Raw genomic sequence first — 18,563 nt, 5'->3', positions numbered from 1 at the left:
ATCATTTACGGGACCGATTTTTCCTATCGAGGAGGAGACGAAACCTCGGCCGCCCGCGTTATGAATGCCCGTCACGAGCTTGACTGGACCTTCTTTGCGAGCGAGGAGCCGATGGAATACGAAGGTCGGACGACGTTGGGGCTCGGTCTCCCCGAACCGATCCTCCAAAAAATCTTTCGAGAAAATGCCTTGAAATGGCTGCCCGGATTGAATGCTTGATCTTTCATGCGGAACGAATGTCAGAGGTTTCGGAATGGTCATCCAGTCGTTGAGTGTCCATCGGGAAATCTCTGGTTAATGAGCCGAAGCATTGCTGTTCCCCTACCGAAAGACCCGAGGAAGGGATGACCGATGACGATCAACCGACGATCCTTCCTCGCCAGCACCGCAGGAATCCCGGCCTCGATGGTGATGGGGGCGAGCGATCGAGACGTCCAGGCTCCGATCGGGATTGGGACTGCGTCCTACTCGATCCGCGCTCGAAAGTACGGAAGAGAGTTTCTCAAGCCTCCACGGTTCCTGTCCTTCTGCAGGGACCGAGGGGCGGCTGGGATTCAGGCTCCGCTGGGAGTGCTCGACCTCGCCGAGGCTCGTCAGATGCATCGTCAGGCTGAGCATTGGGAAATGTACATCGAAGGATCGGTTGGCCTTCCACAATCGAAGGACGATCTCGACCGTTTCCGGGCCGAGTTACGTTGCGTCCGAGCGTGTGGCAGCACCATCGTACGAACCGTCTGTGCATCCGGTCGACGATATGAGACCTTCGACTCGGCCGACACCTACCAAACCTTCCTCAAGACCTCTCGTCGATCGCTGCAACTTGCCGAGCCGATCGCCCGAGCCGAAGGGATTCGCCTGGCCGTCGAGAATCACAAGGACCGTGATGCGAGTGAACTGGCTGAGTTGTTGACTCAACTCGGCAGTGAGGCGATCGGCGCCACTGTGGACATCGGCAACGATCTCGCGTTGCTCATGAGACCTGAGGAGACGGTCCGTCTGCTCGCTCCCTTCGCGGTCTCGACCCATCTGAAGGATGCCCGTCTTTCCGAATCGCCCAGTGGCTTTCTGCTCGACGATGCCCCCCTCGGACTCGGGATGATTGATGTCCCAGCTCTGGTCCGCATCTTGCTTTCCGCGAATCCGCGTCTGAATCTGACTTTGGAGATGATCACCCGAGATCCGCTGGTTGTCCCTTGCCTCGAGGATTCCTACTGGCACTCGTCCCAGGCGTCTGGGCACCGATTGGCCGATACGCTTCGACTGGTCCGTCAGAATCGATCGGATCAACTAACCCAGGTGAGCGGACTCCCTCCAGAACAGCAAATCGAACTCGAAGACGCGAATGTTCTTGCCTGCCTTGATTTTGCCCGGACCAACCTTGCCGGGCGTTGAGCGTTTTCAGATCAATCGATTCCCTCCTGAAACGATCTCCAATAAGCCATTTCGCGCACTCGGAAACACGATCGAGCGATCCAATCCTTCCCTTTTTTCTTGGATTCGGTGGACCTGGCGGCTATGGTCAATTTGATTTTAAACAATCTCCTCAGCTGAGCGTTGAGGGATCTCCAATCCCTCGCTCGGGGTCGTGGTGGAGTGGAGGCTCAGATGCGAATCCCCTCGATGTCCGAGGGTTCGGGTTGGTCCGCGATTGCTGTCGGACTATTCACCGGCCTACTGACGGGTATCGCCTCTGAGCGTGCGGCAAGCGAAGAGCCCGTCCCGGAACTGACTCGGTTTCTTCAACGGTATTGCATCGAATGCCACGGCCACGAGGTGACCGAGGCTCATGTAAACCTTGAAGCGATGGCCGAGACACAAGCCTTCGGTCGAAACTTCAAGGAGTGGGAAAAAGTCTCTCGCGTCCTCCGTGAGCGTACCATGCCACCGGAGTACATGCCTCAGCCCGGGGACCTTCGGAAACAAATGATCCTCCGGTCCATCCAAGAGGGCCTCGATCGCGACGTTGAGCAGCACGCCGGAGACCCAGGCCCGGTCGTCATGCGGCGGCTCACCAGTGCCGAGTACTCCTACACCATTCGCGATCTCACAGGGCTCGATCTGAATGTCTCCGACCAATTCGTAAGCGACGCCGTCTCCGGCGAAGGGTTCACCAATGCCGGCAGCGCACAGTTCATGCAAGATTCGACCCTGGAACGTTACCTGGACGCGGCCAGGATCGTCGCGGATCACGCCGTTGTCGGAGCTGGTCCTCTCCGCTTCTTTTCGGACCCGGGCCAGACTGGCCGCGAACTGTCTGCCATTTCTCGGATCCAGCAACTTTACCGTGAGCACGGGTTTCGGGCTGGTGCAGGGGAGGGGGCTGAGCCGTTCGGACTGGAACGCTACCCTGCGGCAATGGCTGTCGCCTGGCAGTACAGATTCCGCAACGAACTCGGACTGGGTGACGTTGACCTCCCCGAGCTTGCCCAACGTGAGGGTCAGAGCATTCGACTGTGCGAACATTTGTGGGACATCCTCAATCGTCAAAAGATGGCGTCCCCACTCTCAGAGATTGTCGAACGCTGGCAATGCTTACCGTCGCCCTCAGAACGAAACGCGGACGAGATTCGAATCCTCATCGAGGAGCTTGCTGAAGACCTCCGCGAATGGCAATCCACGCTCGCCGCAGCCACCGGAGACGTGGAGGAAGCCGCCGTGTTGGCGGACGGTGCGGTGCAGCTCGATCGAGAGCACTCATTTGTTGTCCCGATCCGTTGGCCCAAAGACACCCCAATTGCTCGATTTGAAGTCTCGGTTTCAACGGTCAGTGACCCACCGGGCGGGTCAGGCTTCACCATTTGGAAAAACCCTCGGGTTCAGTTCCAAAGTCGTGAACGTCGGCGAGGCGATCCCCAGCCGCTCCGCGCTTCCGTGACACCAGAAACGGCCCAACGGCTATCCTTCGGTCAGGGCCCGCAGGGCACCTCAATCGGCGAAGACGACTTCGTGATCACTGGCGAAGCCACCATCCAGGTCGACTTGCAAATTCCGGTCGGGGCGGACTCGGCCCGGTTGATGGTCGACGTCGTTCTCCGAGATTCAGACACGACGTCTGGGGTCGTTCGCTGTCGGATCGCGGACTGGGACCACGGGAACGCGATCCCCGCCGAACTTTCCAGCACATCGTCACTCCTGGCAGACCCCAACGACCCGTCTGTCGACGAATGGCGGCAGGGGGCTTCGGCGTTCGCTCGCCTGCTCCCGAGCATCTCACATCGCGAGCCGGCACCGTCGGATCGTGATCCGATTCCTGCCCCGTTCGACAACGCTTATAATACTGCCGAACGCAATCACTTCCACACAGCGATCAAATACCACCGTGACGACGCCTTCCTCGTCGAACACATTGCCGACGATGAGACTCGACGACAGTTGGATGAAGCCTGGACGGACCTGCTCACCTCGTTCGACTACCACGATCGGAATCTTCGCTTCACAATCGAGAAATTCTCCCTTGATCTTGCTGGTTCCTCCCTCACTGAACTCGATCAGATTCACATCGACCGCTTACCCCCCGAGCCTGCCGCGTTCGTCCGTCGCCTTGTAGACGACTACGACGCAAGTCAACAGGCGCTTCGAGACGCCGAACCGGGTCACGTAGAGGATGCGTTGCACCTTGCGGAACGCGCATGGCGGCGTCCCCTCTCACCGGACGATCGGCAACGCCTTCGAAGCTTCTATCGCGATCTACGGGTGGTGCACGAGTTGGATCACGACCGTGCCATCCGAACGCTGCTGGCTCGTATCCTCGTTTCACCAGCGTTCCTCTATCGAGTCGAGTCCATACCCACTGATCAAGACGGCATTTTTGCGCTCACCGATGGGGAGCTGGCCAATCGACTCAGTTATTTTCTCTGGTCCTCCATGCCCGATGAGGAACTATTGCAATCGGCAACAACCGGCCGGCTGAGCGACCCGACCGAGCTGGATCGACAAATCCGTCGGATGCTCCGCGATCCAAAGGCACGAAGACTGGCGACCGAGTTCTTTGGCCAGTGGCTTGGCTTCTATCGCTTCGACCGCTACCAGGGAATCGACACCACCCGGTTCCCCGAATTCAACGAGCTGCTCCGGGCTTCGATGTATGAGGAGGCCGTCACCTTCTTTGAGTTCATCGTCCGTGAAGATCGACCAGTCGATGACATCCTGTTCGCGGACTACTCGTTCCTCGACCGTCGTCTCGCCGAGCACTACGGAATCGCATCCGAATCGCTCTCAGACAATGCATTCACTCGCGTCAATCAACTCGATCGCCAGCATCGAGGAGGTCTGTTCGGCCTCGGGGCTTTACTCACAGCGACCTCCGCTCCCTTGAGGACGAGTGCTGTCAAGCGTGGGGACTGGGTGTTGCGACGCGTGGTGGGCACGCCGGTCCCTCCTCCTCCGGCTGATGTGGGCTCGATCCCGGCCGACGACGTTCGAGGCGACGGCCTGACCATTCGACAGCGCCTGGAGGCCCATCGTTCCGATGCCTCGTGTATCAACTGCCATGCTCGGATCGATCCGCTTGGCTTCGCTCTCGAACAGTTTGACCCGCTCGGGCGATGGCGCAACTCGTACCGAGACGGCCAACCCATCGACCCCTCCGGCACACTCGCCGACGGGACCATCATCTCTGGACCCGACGGACTTCGGGACTATCTTCATCGCGAACGACTCCAGTTTTACAAGACCTTCAGCACCAAGCTCCTGGGGTATGCGCTCGGCCGAGCCGAGATGGCATCCGATCGACCACTGATCGAGCGTATGACCGACGAGCTCAACCACGGCGCTCGATTCTCTGAGCTCATCATCCAGATCGTCTCCAGCAAGCAGTTCCGAAATCGTCGCGCTGACTCGATCGTGCCTCCCGATCGAGGCGAGGCAGGAGGGGAATCATGACCGTTGCTCGGAATCCGGCGGGCGATCGCCCAATAAGTCGAAGAGGGTTCCTCCGTGGTAGCAGCGGGTTGGCCCTCACTCTTCCCTGGCTTGATTCATTTCCGATCCGAGCCGAGGACACGGGCAAGCGCTACGTCTCGACCAATGACTCTCGACCACCCGTTCGCTTCGCTTGCATCTACTTCTCCAATGGTGTCGAGCCGGAGCACTGGTGGGCCAGGGGGCGGGGCGCAGGCATGGAAATCGGCCCCGGCCTGGAACCAATGCGCCCCTTCCGTGAAGACATGATTTTTCTCCGAGGTCTGTTCAACGAGCAGGCCGTTCGGCATGCAAGCGCCCACCTCGGGCGAATGCCGAATCTCCTCTCTGGAGCCTGGGTCAGTACCGACCAGGGAGAGATCCGTGTCGGCCAGACGATGGATCAGCTCCTCTCCCGAAAGATCGGCAGCAAAACCACCGTCCCGAGCCTCGTCCTTGGGATTGAGCCAACCGAGCTTCGCCTCGAAGACGGCCTCTCGATGATCTACGGCTCAAGCATCTCATGGGCAACCGACACGAAGCCGGCGACCAAGGAAATTTACCCCTCTCGGGTCTACGATCTTCTCGTGGGAGACACCGAGGGCCGACGCCTCGATCGTTCAATTCTTGACCATGTGCTGAATGATGCCCACGAACTCAAACACCAGATCGGACGCGACGACCGCCGCAAGCTGGACGAGTATCTTGAATCCATTCGAGACGTCGAACAACGCATGGATCGCGCCTCGAAAGACGGCCGACTTGAGGGCTGGCGACCAACGCTGGAGAAGCCCGATCTGCCTCGTCCTGGAGATCAGATCCCGCAAGACATCCCAGATCACATGCGGCTAATGATGGACCTCATCGTCCTCGCCTTCCAGATGGACAAAACCCGTATCGTCACCTGCATGCTCAACAACGACCTCTCGCAGATGAATTTCGGCTTCCTCGAAGGCGTAACTGGCAGCCTACACCTCGACCTGACGCACAACGGACGCGAGCCGGAACTCGAGGCCATGTACCTCAAGACGAACCAGTTCCATGTCGCTCAGTTCGCCTATCTGCTCGACCGCCTCAAGCAGATTCCCGAAGGCGACGGCACAATGCTCGATCACTCACTACTTATGTGTTGCTCAAACCTCTTTGACGGCGATCGGCACCAGGCCGACGAAATGCCAATCCTCCTGGCAGGCAGGGCAGGTGGAGACTTATCGACCGGACGCGTGCTCGACTACCTCGATCGCAACCACGAGGACCGCCGCGCCTGTAGCCTCTACCTCTCCCTGATGGACCGGATGGGCGTCTCCTTGACCCAGTTCGGTGATGCTGATCGACCTCTTGCGGACCTGTAAGATTGCGGGTCGTCGATTCGATCGATACGTTGAACAGGGATTTCGTAAGGACTTGCTCCGCGGAGGGGAGGAGACGGATGTTCGGACTTGACGATCAACCAACGAGGCTCTGCGATGGTCAGAGCCGTCGTGAATGGCTCCGCATCGGCGGCCTGAGCGTTCTCGGCCTCGGCCTGGGCGACCTGCTCCGGGCGGGTGCCGTCCCGAATCCGGCGATTGCCGGACCGACGTCCTCTCCACTCGCTCATGGGCTTGATGGCGTGACGTTCGGTCGGGCGAAGAACGTCATCTACTTGTGGCTCCAGGGCGGCCCCCCTCAGCACGAAACCTTCGATCCCAAGCCCGACGCTCCCGCTGAGATTCGCGGTCCTTTCCGTCCCATCGCCACCAACGTTCCTGGCATTCACTTCTGCGAGTTGCTCCCTCGCACCGCCCGCATAGCGGACAAACTGGCGGTCGTCCGGTCGATCGCCACCGACGACCCGAACCACGACGTCAGCGGCTACTGGGTCTTGACGGGTTATCCTTACGGCCCCGGTAGCGCTCGCCAGATCAAGCCAACGGACTGGCCCTACTTCGGCTCGATCGTCAAGATGCTCCGGCCAAGCGAGACGATGCCGGCCCTCTCGACGGTCTGGATTCCCGACCTGATGCGGCTCAATGACAGTGTGACCCCCGCCGGTCAAACCGCTGGGTTCCTTGGCAGAGCCTGGGAGCCGGAGCGATTCGTCGGTGATCCCGCAGCGATTGATTATCACATTGAGGGTCTCGAACTTCCTCCCGAACTTCCCCAACTTCGGGTCGACCGTCGTCGAGCCTTGCTCGGTCAGCTCGATGGACACCTCCGGGCGGTTGAACAGGGCGGAGTCCTCGACGGCTGGGATCGATATGCCCAGCATGCCTACGACCTTGTCTCCTCGGGTCGGGCTCGGGCCGCATTCGATCTGAGCCAGGAACCCGCGAAGGTTCGTGATCGCTACGGCCGAGATTCCTGGGGACAGACCGTCCTGCTGGCTCGTCGGCTGATCGAGGCCGGCGTGCGACTGGTCCATGTCAACTGGACCCGAGAACCCGGCGATTCCGCCGTTGATAATCCGATGTGGGATACCCACGCACAGAATGCCGACCGCCTTCAGGATGTCCTCTGCCCCCAGTTCGATGTCACCTTTACGGCCTTACTTGAGGACCTCGAATCGCGAGGACTGCTCGACGAAACGCTGGTTGTGGCCATCGGCGAGTTCGGTCGAACGCCTCGGATCAATGCGCAGGGTGGTCGCGATCACTGGGGCAATGTCTTCAGCTTCGTGATGGCAGGTGCCGGGATTTCCGGAGGACAGGTTTTCGGTTCGAGCGATCGCGACGGTGCGCTGCCGGCCTCCGAACCGATCCGGCCCCACGACCTCACCGCCACCATCTTCCACTTACTCGGGATCGATCACCACGGCACCTTCCCAGATAAGCTCGGCCGCCCACAGCCAATCACACGTGGCGAGCCCTTGTATTCGCTCCTCGGTAATGCTCCTGCAACGCTCGATCGTTGCGAACCGGGGGGAGACCCGGCGTTTGTCCCCCCATACGACGCGAGCAAGTTGCTCGATACCGACTTTTCCTCGGGTCGACCACTCATCGCGGTGACTCCTTCAAGCCGAGACAAAGGCTGGAGAGCCTGGCCAATCGGTTCCGAAACCGAGCCGAACGGACTGATCGTCCGGCCAATCGAGACCCCCGATCGCCAGATCGCTCTCGGTGTCGCTCCCAATGCCACCGTCGCTTCAGGAGCCAGTGCTATCCTTGCGCAGGAGATCCGATCCGCTCGCGGAGGCGAATACACCTTCACCGTGACCGCTAGCGGCAGCGGAGACTCGCCGGAACAGTTCGACGAGGAGTTTCTCGGTCGATTCTCCTGCCGACTTGTCCTCTTTCGTTTTGCGAATTCCTCGAAGAATCCGAGAGAGGTTCAGGAACTCGCTTCGATCGACTTCCGGCCAACCTTTGGAGAACCCCGCTCTTTCACCCTTGAGCGCTACCTCGGCTCGACATCCGGGAACGTGAATTTCGCAATCGGCCAGGGCCTCGGGGTTGCAGTGGTTGTCCAGAACACAACCGGGCAGGCCATTGAGGGCTCGAACACTCAGGAAAGCCCTTCGGCAGCGCTCAGGATCCATCACGTCTCGTTGAGGTTCAGTGCCCGACCTCGCCATGAGAATATGCTTTGATCTCAAGTTGCCACGTCTCACCCTGAGCCCATCCGAACAGCCTGAACGACGGACCAATCTGATCGGAAGAATCAAGGAATCGTAATGACCATTTTGGATCAATTTCGCCTCGATGGCCGGAGAGCCTGCATTACGGGTGGCAGCCGAGGGCTGGGACTGGCGGTCTCCCGAGGGCTTGCCGAAGCCGGGGCCGATCTCGTCCTGATTGGCCGGGATCCCGAAACACTCGCCACAGCACAGCAGGAACTCTCGACCACCGGCCGTCGGATCGACCTTCTTTCGGTCGACGTGGGCGACCCCGGGTCAAGCGAGGCAGCGGCCTGTCGGGTACTCGACGAGTTCGGTTCGATCGACATCCTTGTCAACAACGTCGGCGGACGCCGCATCCCTACCCCAACCGAGGACCTCGACCTGAGCGATTGGCAACGGATCATTGACCTGAATCTGACTAGTTGCTTCCTTTGGTCAAAGATCCTGGGCGGCGCAATGCTTTCTCAAGGGTGGGGCCGGATAATCAACGTCGCCTCGATCAGCGGCCTGATCGCCACCAAGGGGATCGGCGGTCGGGGCTACGAATCGGCCAAGGCCGCCATGATCCAGTTGACCCGGGCTCTGGCGGCCGACTGGGCCGATCGCGGCGTAACGGTCAACGCAATCGCCCCCGGCGGTTTTCTCACCGATCCGAACGTCCGCTGGTTCACCGAACGCCCCGAGTTGCGCACAAGCATGGAATCGATGGTTCCAATGGGACGGCTCGGCCAACCCCACGAACTGGCCGGGCTTGCCCTGTACCTGGCCAGCGACGCCTCATCGTATATGACCGGTGCGACCCTGGTCATCGACGGCGGTTACACGCTCTGGTAAGCCTCAAGCAGATCGGATCAGAGAATCTCCGAAATCACCTGTCCGCCAGTATCCGTAAGCTTTTCCTCGCGACCGTCGTGGATCACGGTCAACGCGAACTGATCGAGCCCAAGCAAGTGGAGGATGGTCGCGTGCAGGTCTCGGACGTGCTTGGGCGACTCGACAGCGCGGAGGCCGATCTCGTCTGTTGCACCAACCATCACACCACCCTTTACCCCACCTCCCGCGAGCCACATGCTGAAACCGAAGGGATTGTGATCGCGTCCGGTGCTCCCCTGCGACATCGGTGTACGGCCAAACTCGCCACCGCAGACCACGAGCGTCGAATCGAGCAATCCTCGACGCTTCAAGTCGGTGAGGAGGCCTGCGATCGGCTTGTCGGCTTCTCCTGCCATCCGCTGATGGTTCTCCTCGATATCACCATGGGCGTCCCAGGTCATGTTGCCCGGCCCACCGCCGTGATAGAGCTGGACGAACCGTACCCCTCGCTCGACCAGACGTCGAGCCAGCAGACAGCGTCTGCCGAACTCCTCGGTTTCGGGCCGGTCGAGCCCGTAAAGCGATTTGGTTTCTTCCGTCTCGCCGCCAACATCGACGGCCTCGACTGCATGCGATTGCATTCGGAAGGCAAGCTCGTACGACGCGAGCCGGGCCCCCAGAACCGGGTCGACCGCATCCCGATCTCCGGCGTGGTTCAGGTCGCGTAGAAGGTCGAGCGCAGCCCGCTGTCGATCTCGGCTCCGTCCCCCCGAGGGCCGAAGATTCAAGAGTGGCGTCTCTCCCGACCGGAATGGCATCCCCTGATAGACCGGTGGCAGATAACCTGACCCCCAGCAAGGGGGCCCGCCCGTCAAGGGGCCGGCAGGGTCGAGCATCACGACGAAGGCCGGCAGGTTCTCGGTTCCGTTCCCCAGCCCATAGACCGCCCAGGAGCCGAGGCTCGGGTGGCCCATCAACTCTCGACCGGTGTTCATCTGATACATCGCCGGAGCGTGGGTGATGCTGTCGGCGTGACAGGAACGGATCACCGCCAGGTCATCCGCGCAGGTCGCCAGGTGCGGGAAGAGGTCCGACATCACCAGGCCACTCTCTCCGCACGGCCGAAAGGTCCGCTTCGAGCCGAGCAACAGCGATTCGTCGCTTGTCTGCTGAAACGTGACCTTGCCAAAGCTCTCCGGAGTACGCTGACCGTGGAGCCGGTTGAGCATCGGCTTCGGGTCAAATGTCTCCATCTGGCTCGGCCCGCCCGTCAGAAACAGGAAAATGACCGACGTGGCCCTCGGCTCGAAGTGCGGAGCGCGGGCGCCGAGTGGATCGTTCAGACGTCCCTCCTCCGCCATCGCCTTGGGCAGGAGGCCGTCCCGGGCGAGCAGAGAGGCGGCGGCCATCGATCCGAATCCGAGTGCGCTTCGAGAAAGGAACTCCCGGCGACTCCGCGCGATCGAGGCCCCCGGGCAGAAGGCAGGGTGCGACGCCTGATTGTTTCGCACGAGATCACCCCTGGGGCAGAAAGACTGCGGATGATCGCACTGATCAATCCACATAAAGGAATTCATCGAGATTCATCAGGACCAGGCAAAGGTCCGAGAGCGCTGCGCAAAGGGCCGGATCAACTCCTTCGGAACGGAGTGATGGAACTGGGGCCTTCGCCTCGGCCTCGGCCTCCAACAGTGCGGTCTGGCCTTCAAGAAACTGCCGGGCTCGCGCTCGTTCCTCTGGCCGAGCCGGGCGTGACAACGCGAACTCGATCGCTCTGTCAGCCAGAAGGTCCGGGTCCGGCCCAACCTCGGCGAGCAAACGCCTCGCGAAGTTTCGTGACTGTTCGTCGAGAAGCGAACTGTTCAACAAGGCCAGCGCTTGGCCGGCGTGAATGCTGATGTTCCGCTCACCGCAAGAGACCAGCGTATCCGGCGCATCGAACGCTTCCATGAAGGGCAGCGGAATATTGCGCTTCACAAACAGGTAAATGCTTCGCCTTGTGTATTCATCGGGATCGGGGGTCGGCTCCCATCTCCCCTTGTAAACCTGATTCGCAACCTCGGGTTCCAGGGGTAATCGAACTCCCGGCCCTCCAGGAGTCCGGTTCAGAGTACCGGCCACGGCAAGAATTTGGTCACGCAAGACTTCCGCCTCCAGCCGACGCCGAGGCATCCTGCTGAGCAATAGGTTATCCGGATCCTCCTCCAGACCTTGATCCGATCCCTTCGACGACTGCCGATACGTTGCTGAAGTGACCATCAACCGGTGCATCGCCTTCAATCGGAAGCCACCCTCGGCGAACTCGACCGCCAACCAGTCAAGCAAATCCGGATGGGTCGGCGGCTCGCCCATAATGCCGAAATTATTCGGGGTGGCCACCAACCCCCGTCCGAAGTGGTGCTGCCAGAGGCGATTGACCATCACGCGAGCCGTCAGCGGGTGCGATGGATCAGCCAGCCACCTTGCCAGCGATGCGCGACGCCCCGCCGTCCCCGACTGAGCCGCTGTTTTTGACATCCGATGAGGGTCCGGACCGTTGATCGCTCCCGGAAACTGAGGATCAACCTGGTCGAGATGATGACCAGGTTCCCCACGAAACAGGATGAACGTCGGCGGCGCATGTGACTCAACCTCTGAGACGGTCATCACCCCGGCCGGAGGCTCAGGCTTGGTCGCGTCGTGGGCGTCGATCGCGGTAACCAGCTCGTCGCGGCGAGCAGGGTCTTCTCCTGATCCTGATTCATCCAGCGAACGCAACTCCTTTCGGAGCCGATCGCGTCTCGACTTCCATCGCTCCAATCGCTCGTCGAATGCCCGCTGCTCCGAGTCAGAGGCGAGCGAGAGGTCTCGAAATTCAGTCCCGGCGAAGAACGCCTGAAGACGAAAGTAGTCGGCCTGAGGAATCGGATCGAACTTGTGGTCATGACATCGGGCACAGCCGATCGTCAGACCGAGGAAGGCCGATCCGATCATGTCGGTCATCTCGGTCAAGACTTCCTGTCGGTTCTTCTCCTCTTCCTGGTTGCCCGCGTTCAGACGAAGCGGCCCGAGCCGATGGAGACCCGTTGCAACGTGGGCGATCGGATCATCCGGTGAAAGCTCGTCGCCCGCAACTTGCTCGAGAACGAAACGGTCGTAGGGCAGATCATCGTTCAGCGCATTGATCACCCAATCGCGGTATCGCCAGGAATGGGGGCGAGCATCGTCATACTCGTATCCGTCACTGTCCGCGTATCGGACCACATCAAGCCAGTGCCTTCCCCATCGCTCTCCATAATGCGGTGAGTTTAGAAGTCGGTCGACAACCCGCTCATAGGCATCCGGCTTCGAGTCACCCAGAAACGCCTCAACGTCTTCGGGCGTCGGGGGGAGTCCTGTCAGATCAAAGCTCACTCGGCGGAGAAGGGTTGCTCGATCGGTAGACGGTGCAGGCTCCAGTCCGAACTCCTCCATCCCCCGCAGGATAAAGGCATCAATCGGATTTTTCACCCAGTCGATCAACATCGGCTGAGGCACGGTCGGACGATCCGGAGGCGTCCAGGCCCAATCTGCGAGATCCTCCCCCACAACCATCGAGGGAACCGTCGTGCTCAGAACCAACCCGAGGAACACACTGATCCCTCGAATCCTTACCAGGGAAGTCTGCCGGCCAGGGGAAGCGAAGACCATGATCCTCTCGCCCGGGGGAAGACCTCGCGAGGATTGTCGGGTTCACCTCAAGACCCATTGCAGGGCCAGCCCGCCCGTCCTCGCGTCGGTTCAAAAGAATCGGGTTGGCGTGATACAACGACCGTGATCATTCGAGGTTAAACAAAGATTCTAGCGATGTCGGTCCATGGAGTCCAGCAACACCATTCCTCCTTCTGAGAAACTCCGGACTCCTGACCAACCGCGTACCTCATCGGAGCTCAGGCGGAGCTTCCAGAGCGTCAAGCGCTGGGAAGGGAAAGAGCGGAGACTGGGTTCGGGCCTCGAACATGAGCCGCTCAATCCTCGAAACCAGCTCGGGGTGTTCGCTAGCCAGGTCGTGCAACTCTCCAGGATCAGATGCGAGATTGTACAGTTCGATGCTCAGATCCTTGCCTCGCATCAAGTCGGTGCGAACCCCTTTCCAGTTGCCGAGGCGAAGCGCCTGCTGACCTCCGTAGGCAGGAAATTCCCAGTAGAGATACGCGTGCCGCGACTGATCCTCAGGTCTGCCGAGTAAGGTTGGAGCCAGACTCAGACCGTCGATGTCGTCAGGGATCAGGTCTGCCGAGCCTGCCAGGTCGAGCAGTGTTGGCAGAATATCCGGGAAGTATCCGACGACATCGGTGGTGGTTCCTTCCGGGATGCGGCCGGGCCACCGAGCGATCGTCGGCACGCGGAGGCCCCCCTCGTACACCTGCCCTTTCAGCCCTCGGAAGGGACCGGTCGAGTCAAAGAATGGACTGTCGGCGCCGCCCACCCGGTCGTGTGTCGGACCGTTGTCAGACGAGAAAAAGACGATCGTGTCGTCGTTCAAGCCGAGTTCTTCGATGGCTTCGAGAAGCCTGCCAATCTCATGGTCAAGATAGCTGACCATCGCTGCGTACCCCGCGTGGGGCGTCGGATGCGAAGTATATCCCCTCGGGTTTTCGTTGATCCATTCGGGATCATCGCCCAGCGTGCCACGGTACCGGGCGATCCACTCCTCGGGAGCCTGGATCGAGACGTGAGGGATCGTGACCGGCAAGTAAAGAAAGAAGGGGCGATCCTGGTTTTCTTTGACGAACCGGAGTGCCTCATCAGAGAATGCCTCCTGAGCGTGGATGGCCCCCGTCTGGCCCCGATCGTTTCCGGCAAGCGGCACCTTCTCGCCATTTTTCCAGAGAAAGCGAGGATAGTGATTGTGTGCGTGAGCCTGGCAGAGATAGCCGAAGAACAGGTCAAATCCCTGCCGGTTCGGGTCGCCGGACGACCCTTCAAAGCCGAGTCCCCACTTCCCGATCGCTCCGGTCGCGTACCCTCGTTCCTTGAACAACTCGGCAAGCGTGACCTCTCGGTCAGGAATGGGATTCTGGCCGGGAAAGAGCCCACGATCGTCATCCCGGATTCGGCCCGGAGGATTGCCATTGTTCCGAATAAAGGAATGGCCCGTGTGCTTGCCAGTCATCAAGGTACAGCGAGCCGGGGCGCAGACAGGACTGCCGCTGTAGAATGAGGTGAGTCGCATTCCCTGTGAGGCCAGTCGATCAAGAACTGGTGTCCGAATCCGTTTCTGACCAAAGCAACCAAGCTCGGCGTAACCGAGGTCGTCGGCCAAGATCAGCACCACGTTTGGAGGACGGTCGTCGGTCGCATGGACCCTGTTGCTTCCTCCCAAAGCAAGAATCAGGGTGAAGACGGCTCGAACAATCACGGTCGTCTGCGATCGACTCATGGCATATCCTCGGTCTTGATCGGCCGCGTTCCTCAAAGTTCGATTCCAATCCGCACCCCGAGTCGACCATCCTCTCGGAGGATTCTCCGAGGATCAAACAGGAAGCTGCCGCCAGGGAACCTCCATGGACCTTTCCGCCAGTGTTCGAAGGGATCCCCCCAACAACCCAACCAGAACCGTTCGGTCCCTTGCGATTCGGACCTTACAGGCTCAAAGCAACGCCAGGTTCGACCGATTCCTCATGAGCCATTAATGGATGAGAAAGACTCATGGATCTGGAGCAACTGCACGCCATCGCCCATCACGAATTGCGCAAACAAGGTTTGCACGGGTGGACCTTCGGACTGGCACAGACCAAACGCCGCCTCGGAGCGTGTAAGTATCGACTTAAACGGATCGAAATTGCCGAATATCACGTCCGAAACAACCCAGACGAGATGGTGCGTGACACCCTCTTGCACGAAATTGCTCACGCGATCGCCGGGCCAGATGCCGGACACGGCCCAGCCTGGAAGGCCGTCGCGATCCGACTGGGAGCCACTCCTCGATCCTGCGAGACATCGAACACCCTTGCCGTGCAGCCAGGAGACTGGCAGGCAACCTGTCCATCGTGTCAGAAAACCGTCCACTACTATCGCCAACCGAAGAGCCTGAGCGGCTACCGTTGCAAATGTGCCGCCCGCTCCCCCTTGACCTTTGAGTACAAAGGAGATCCGGCTCGAATGCCTGAAGTACCACTCACAGCGCAGTGCAACGCTCGATGGGAATCGACCTGTGCAGCGTGCGGAACGCAATACTTCCGAGTTCGTAGACCAAAGAGTGGGGTGTACCGCTGTCGATGCTCACAACGTCTTGAACTCGTCTGGCGTCCGAGAACACCTGAATGAACACGTCGGGTCGTCGAGCAAGAATCGACGACATGCGCGCACCAAGAACCATGGTTCTTCCGGACACCCGAGGGTGACGGGACAAGCACAATCAGACGAAGCGGAGTGGAAAACCGAACCCTGGTGTGGACCTCAAACGGCTTCGGTGCCCCCGGCAATGGGAGTCGACGATTCAGGAGAAGACTTCGTCGCCTTGACTTTTTGACGCGGGAGTTCGGCCTGTCGTACAGCGCATTGCGGATGAATCCCGGCCCGCGAGTAAACAGGCTGCTGGCAGACAGGGCAGCGTGCGCGGGTCGAGACCGGGGTATGCAGATGCTTCGAATTCATCAAGGGCTCCCGGTGGAAGGGGAACAGGTCACCGAGGAAGCCGTTCCAGGGGCGACCGCCGGAGCGATCGAGGAGCCCGCACACGCGAACTCCTCGAATGAACCCATCGTAGCGGCAGCTCAATAACGCCGACCGCCGCCCCCATAACCACCGCCTCCGTAACCGCCGCCACCGCCACTCCGGCCTCGGCCGCCGCCTCCGTACCCGCCACCACCCCGGTCTTCACGGGGCTTGGCCTCGTTCACGGTCAGCCGACGGCCGTCATGTTCGCGATCATTCAAGCCGTCGATCGCAGCCTGAGCCTCGGCCTCGGTATCCATCTCCACGAAGCCGAATCCCTTGCTGCGACCCGTTTCCCGGTCCTCGATGACCTGCGCACTTTGGACGGTGCCAAACTGCGAGAACAACTGCTCCAGGTCTGAACTATTGACCGAGTAGGTCAGGTTGCCGACGTAGAGTTTCTTGCCCACCACTGCTCTCCTGGACGCAAACAGACCGGCCCTTCGTGACTTTCCGGGCCGGAGAGAAAGGGGCTCAGCGTAAGCCCGAATTGGCGGGAACGGCGAAGGAGGAAGACGGATGCAGGTGCCAGTAACGGTCCCACCTCGCTCACTCGGTCGTCAAACCAACCGGTTTTCATGATAACAGAGAACTGGCAGCGAAGATAGCATCTGACTTCGATTCGGAGGGAAGATCGAATCAGAACTGTCGCGCGACCTCATTCCATGCTCAAGAAAGACTTCGTTAGCTTCGACCCCGAACCGGAGCGATGGAGTTCCAGTTTCCTTCGATTGCCGACCAGGAAATGACCAGGCACATACACACAGCCATTGACTCGAATCAGGTCAGCTTTGAAATCACGGGAGAAATTCCGTCCTGGAGCGATGATCGAACAAATAATACTAAATAGTGCTTAATTCAGAATGTGAACTATTCTAAATCGACTCAAATCGGGCTCTCGGCATGCCCCAAAATTGAGCCCGTACGGCGCTCCTTCTCCTGCACGATTCTGAAAGAGTGTGATCGTGTGCGGAATCTCAGAAACGACGAAGGGCCTCTTTGAGCAAGGCAACCACACTCATCGAATCGGTAATTTCGCCTCGATCGATCATCGCACGTGCCTCGATCCAGGAAACGCGTCGGACTTCCAGTTGTTCCGTTGGTTCGGGCTGATTTGGTCCAGGAGTCAGTTGGGTGGCTCGATAGAGGTATCCCACCTCATCACTCACGGAATTGGACAGATGCATTGTCCCGAGGAACTCCCAATGCCCGGCAGTCAGACCGGTTTCCTCGACCAGTTCCCGCCGGGCAGTTTCCTCCGGAGACTCCCCTGGAGGGCATCCCCCCTCTGGGATTTCCCAGGAATAGGCATCGAGCGGATATCGGTACTGGCCCACGAGCCAGACCGAGCCATCCTCTTCGACCGGCAGCACGCCGATCGCTCGATTTTTAAAGTGAACGACTCCGTAAATCCCAGGAGCCCCATCAGGTCGAATCACCTGGTCTTCCCGGACGGAGATCCAGGCATTTTCATAGTGAATCGAGCCGGAAAGGGTCGTCCAGGGATTGTTGACCCCTCCGGTCGGGCCTTCGCTGTTGCGATGAAGTGATTTCGAAGATCGATCAGACGCCAACGGATGGCTCCAAGGGTTGAGGCCTGGTTCCAGGAGCAATCCCGTCAGGCATTGGCCATGGCCGACTGCAGCGTGACCCCCATGTCGGCCGGACTCTTTGCGACCAGAATCCCTGCCTGTTCGAGCGCGGCGATCTTGTCCGAAGCCTTGCCTGATCCTCCAGAAATGATGGCACCCGCATGCCCCATACGCTTGCCTGGAGGAGCGGTTTGACCGGCAATGAAGGCCGCGATCGGCTTGGTAAATGCCCCCGACTTCACATAGGCCGCCGCCTGCTCTTCGGCGTTGCCGCCAATTTCTCCCATCATCATTACGGCATCCGTGTCAGGATCGTCCTGGAACATTTTCAGGACCGAGACAAAGTCGGTCCCGTTGACCGGGTCCCCACCAATGCCGACGCAGGTGCTCTGGCCAATCCCGAGGTTCGTCAACTGCCAGACCGCTTCATAGGTCAACGTACCGGATCGGCTCACCACTCCAACTCGTCCCGGCTTGTGGATATATCCCGGCATAATCCCAATCTTGCAGGCTCCCGGAGTGATCACTCCTGGACAGTTCGGACCCACAAGGCGGGCAGACGGGTGATGTGCCTTCAAATAGGCCATGGCGCGGGCCATGTCCAGAACCGGAATCCCCTCAGTGATCGCAATAATCACCCGGATGCCAGCATCGGCCGCTTCCATAATGGAATCAGCTGCGAAGGGAGGGGGAACAAAGATCATGGAAGCATCGGCTCCCGTCTCGTTCACCGCTTCATCGACCGTGTCAAAGACCGGAACTCCCAGGGTCGTCGTTCCTCCTTTCCCGGGGGTGACACCACCCACGAGCTGAGTCCCGTACGCCTTACACTGCTCGGAATGGAAGGCTCCGGCCTTTCCGGTAATGCCCTGGCAAATCAGTCGGGTGTTTTTATCGACAAGGATGCTCATGGTCTTCTGGGATTCTGGGCGTGTCAAGGTGGGCAAACCCACCGATCAAGAAACGATGGGCGTCGCCCACCC

12 protein-coding genes and 1 pseudogene are annotated in these 18,563 nt (G+C 59.8%); 7 read left to right on the top strand and 6 right to left on the bottom strand.

Annotation, left to right across the window (positions count from 1 at the left end):
• The 6 genes and pseudogenes from HG800_RS02690 to HG800_RS02665 form a co-directional block, all read left to right on the top strand.
• Window positions 1-219, top strand: a pseudogene (locus tag HG800_RS02690) (hypothetical protein); the annotation flags it as partial.
• 132 nt (window positions 220-351) lie between these two features.
• Entirely contained in the window at window positions 352-1,392 is a 1,041-nt protein-coding gene (locus HG800_RS02685; RefSeq protein WP_169973383.1) for a sugar phosphate isomerase/epimerase family protein, read from the top strand.
• A gap of 213 nt (window positions 1,393-1,605) precedes the next feature.
• Window positions 1,606-4,881, top strand: a complete 3,276-nt coding sequence (locus tag HG800_RS02680; RefSeq protein WP_169973381.1) for a DUF1592 domain-containing protein — start codon at window positions 1,606-1,608, stop codon at window positions 4,879-4,881.
• On the top strand, window positions 4,878-6,251 hold the full coding sequence (locus HG800_RS02675; RefSeq protein ID WP_169973379.1) for a DUF1552 domain-containing protein: 1,374 nt from the start codon (window positions 4,878-4,880) through the stop codon (window positions 6,249-6,251). Before HG800_RS02680 ends, HG800_RS02675 begins: the two co-directional genes overlap by 4 nt.
• Before the next feature lie 77 nt (window positions 6,252-6,328).
• Entirely contained in the window at window positions 6,329-8,467 is a 2,139-nt protein-coding gene (locus tag HG800_RS02670) for a DUF1501 domain-containing protein (protein WP_169973377.1), read from the top strand.
• Window positions 8,468-8,551: 84 nt separating this feature from the next.
• Window positions 8,552-9,331: an SDR family NAD(P)-dependent oxidoreductase gene (locus HG800_RS02665; protein WP_169973375.1), complete on the top strand. Its 780-nt coding sequence runs from the start codon at window positions 8,552-8,554 to the stop codon at window positions 9,329-9,331.
• A gap of 17 nt (window positions 9,332-9,348) precedes the next feature.
• Here HG800_RS02665 and HG800_RS02660 read toward each other — a convergent pair whose 3' ends face one another.
• The 3 genes from HG800_RS02660 to HG800_RS02650 form a co-directional block, all read right to left on the bottom strand.
• Window positions 9,349-10,719 (bottom strand): DUF1501 domain-containing protein, encoded by a 1,371-nt coding sequence (locus HG800_RS02660; RefSeq protein ID WP_235963191.1) that lies wholly within the window; start codon window positions 10,717-10,719, stop codon window positions 9,349-9,351.
• Window positions 10,720-10,864: 145 nt separating this feature from the next.
• Window positions 10,865-12,826 carry a DUF1549 and DUF1553 domain-containing protein gene (locus HG800_RS02655; RefSeq protein ID WP_315851953.1) on the bottom strand — a complete coding sequence of 654 codons (1,962 nt, stop codon included), beginning with the start codon at window positions 12,824-12,826 and terminating at the stop codon, window positions 10,865-10,867.
• Window positions 12,827-13,208: 382 nt separating this feature from the next.
• A complete protein-coding gene (locus HG800_RS02650; protein WP_169973371.1) occupies window positions 13,209-14,711 on the bottom strand; it encodes an arylsulfatase in 1,503 nt (500 codons plus the stop codon).
• A gap of 269 nt (window positions 14,712-14,980) precedes the next feature.
• On the opposite strand from HG800_RS02650, the gene HG800_RS02645 reads away from it, so the two are divergent.
• On the top strand, window positions 14,981-15,598 hold the full coding sequence (locus HG800_RS02645; protein ID WP_169973369.1) for a SprT-like domain-containing protein: 618 nt from the start codon (window positions 14,981-14,983) through the stop codon (window positions 15,596-15,598).
• A gap of 449 nt (window positions 15,599-16,047) precedes the next feature.
• Here the strand turns inward: HG800_RS02645 and HG800_RS02640 are convergent, their stop codons facing one another.
• From HG800_RS02640 to sucD, 3 genes are all read right to left on the bottom strand, one after another.
• Window positions 16,048-16,398 carry an RNA recognition motif domain-containing protein gene (locus HG800_RS02640; RefSeq protein WP_169973367.1) on the bottom strand — a complete coding sequence of 117 codons (351 nt, stop codon included), beginning with the start codon at window positions 16,396-16,398 and terminating at the stop codon, window positions 16,048-16,050.
• A 567-nt stretch (window positions 16,399-16,965) separates the two neighbouring features.
• Entirely contained in the window at window positions 16,966-17,469 is a 504-nt protein-coding gene (locus tag HG800_RS02635; RefSeq protein WP_390622603.1) for an NUDIX domain-containing protein, read from the bottom strand.
• 137 nt (window positions 17,470-17,606) lie between these two features.
• Window positions 17,607-18,491, bottom strand: coding sequence for a succinate--CoA ligase subunit alpha (sucD, locus tag HG800_RS02630; protein WP_169973363.1), 885 nt, complete (start codon window positions 18,489-18,491; stop codon window positions 17,607-17,609).
• Between the last annotated feature and the right edge of the window lie 72 nt (window positions 18,492-18,563).

This window comes from Tautonia rosea, from assembly GCF_012958305.1.
Lineage (GTDB): Bacteria > Planctomycetota > Planctomycetia > Isosphaerales > Isosphaeraceae > Tautonia > Tautonia rosea.
This window is presented reverse-complemented; position numbering and strand designations above follow the sequence as displayed.

What these genes read in the sequence shown, in the direction of transcription:
- HG800_RS02680 (WP_169973381.1), top strand. Translation starts at nt 1,606, where the DNA reads ATGCGAATCCCCTCGATGTCCGAGGGTTCGGGTTGGTCCGCGATTGCT.
- HG800_RS02665 (WP_169973375.1), top strand. Translation starts at nt 8,552, where the DNA reads ATGACCATTTTGGATCAATTTCGCCTCGATGGCCGGAGAGCCTGCATT.
- HG800_RS02675 (WP_169973379.1), top strand. Translation starts at nt 4,878, where the DNA reads ATGACCGTTGCTCGGAATCCGGCGGGCGATCGCCCAATAAGTCGAAGA.
- HG800_RS02685 (WP_169973383.1), top strand. Translation starts at nt 352, where the DNA reads ATGACGATCAACCGACGATCCTTCCTCGCCAGCACCGCAGGAATCCCG.
- sucD (WP_169973363.1), bottom strand. Translation starts at nt 18,491, where the DNA reads ATGAGCATCCTTGTCGATAAAAACACCCGACTGATTTGCCAGGGCATT.
- HG800_RS02670 (WP_169973377.1), top strand. Translation starts at nt 6,329, where the DNA reads ATGTTCGGACTTGACGATCAACCAACGAGGCTCTGCGATGGTCAGAGC.
- HG800_RS02660 (WP_235963191.1), bottom strand. Translation starts at nt 10,719, where the DNA reads ATGGCCGCCGCCTCTCTGCTCGCCCGGGACGGCCTCCTGCCCAAGGCG.
- HG800_RS02645 (WP_169973369.1), top strand. Translation starts at nt 14,981, where the DNA reads ATGGATCTGGAGCAACTGCACGCCATCGCCCATCACGAATTGCGCAAA.
- HG800_RS02650 (WP_169973371.1), bottom strand. Translation starts at nt 14,711, where the DNA reads ATGAGTCGATCGCAGACGACCGTGATTGTTCGAGCCGTCTTCACCCTG.